Here is a 1138-nt window from a genome sequence, read left to right as displayed (position 1 = left end):
CAATCGTATGAACGCATAAGCGCAGCTCGGTTTATAGAATCCCACTTTTCGTTTCTGTAAAATGCCAGGGCTTCGCCGGACGTTCCGGATGTCTCTGCGAGTCGAAGCTTTTCATTCACGTTACTCGCGTGAATTGCAGAGTTTTCATTGATCAACGTAGCTTTATCCAGTTCTGGTAAAATACGAAGATCTGATATGGCTGAAAATTTTTCTGGGGCAAAGTTCGATTCTCGGAATATTTTTTGAAAATACGGCGAATTCTTACCGCAAAACCGAAGGAATTTCTCGGCATTCTCAATTTGAATTTGCTCGAGTTCCTTTCCAGAAAGCCATTCTGTAGATTTCAGATAGTCGTATTGCCGAAACAGAGAAGGATTTCTGACTTTAGCACCGGCTTCAAAAATCTTTCGAGCTAACGCTGAGTTCATAAACTACTCCTGTTCAGCTTTCTCGACCGGGCTATCAAATTGTCGAGTTCGTCTGAATACCGCTTTCCGATACTTGTATAGCTGTAATGATTTCGAATAAGTTGAGGACCCGCTTCTCTTAGACTCAACTCATAGTCCTTATTCTCAAGAAGATTTACAATCTCGTCCACATAATCTTTCGGTGTTTCCGCATATACAATCTCAGCTCCGTTATGAACCTTGATGCCTTTGCAAGCGAACGGATCGGCAATAATACAGCACCCACTTGCAAGTGCATCCAGTATCTTTAGCTTAGTGCCGCCACCAGTACGAATAGGGCAAAGATAGAAGTGTGCTCTCCAGAGATAGTCTCGAACGTCATCAACAAATCCGTGGATATGAAATGACTTGTCGCTTTCAGAAAGCTTTACCATTTCACGGGTCGGTCCCCGACCAATGACATCTACTCTCATGTCAGGAATACGGGCTTTGATCAGCGGCCAGATCTCCCGGATAAAATACTCCACTGCTTCGCGATTCGGATACCAGGAAAGTCCACCGACAATAACAATGCTCTTTTCTAATACTTCGACTGACGCATTTGGGTAAAAGTATGAGACGTCTACCCCATTCGGAACAGAGAGAAACCGACAGTTGGGAATACTTTCTGCCATAACCTCAGCATCATCGTCGGAGCAGGTAAGGTTGAGGTTCGACTGCCTACTGTACTC

At 44.3% G+C, this 1138-nt stretch carries 2 protein-coding genes; both read right to left on the bottom strand.

What is annotated here, in order from left to right; translation table 11 throughout:
- Positions 1 to 428: hypothetical protein (locus ABJF11_RS10415; RefSeq protein ID WP_348119787.1), on the bottom strand; the 428-nt coding region annotated here is incomplete at its 3' end.
- Positions 425 to 1138: glycosyltransferase family 4 protein (locus tag ABJF11_RS10410; RefSeq protein WP_348119786.1), on the bottom strand; the 714-nt coding region annotated here is incomplete at its 5' end. The genes ABJF11_RS10415 and ABJF11_RS10410, both read right to left, overlap by 4 nt.

This window comes from Reichenbachiella sp. (assembly GCF_039941815.1).
In the GTDB taxonomy this organism is placed as follows: Bacteria; Bacteroidota; Bacteroidia; order Cytophagales; family Cyclobacteriaceae; genus Reichenbachiella.
This window is presented reverse-complemented; position numbering and strand designations above follow the sequence as displayed.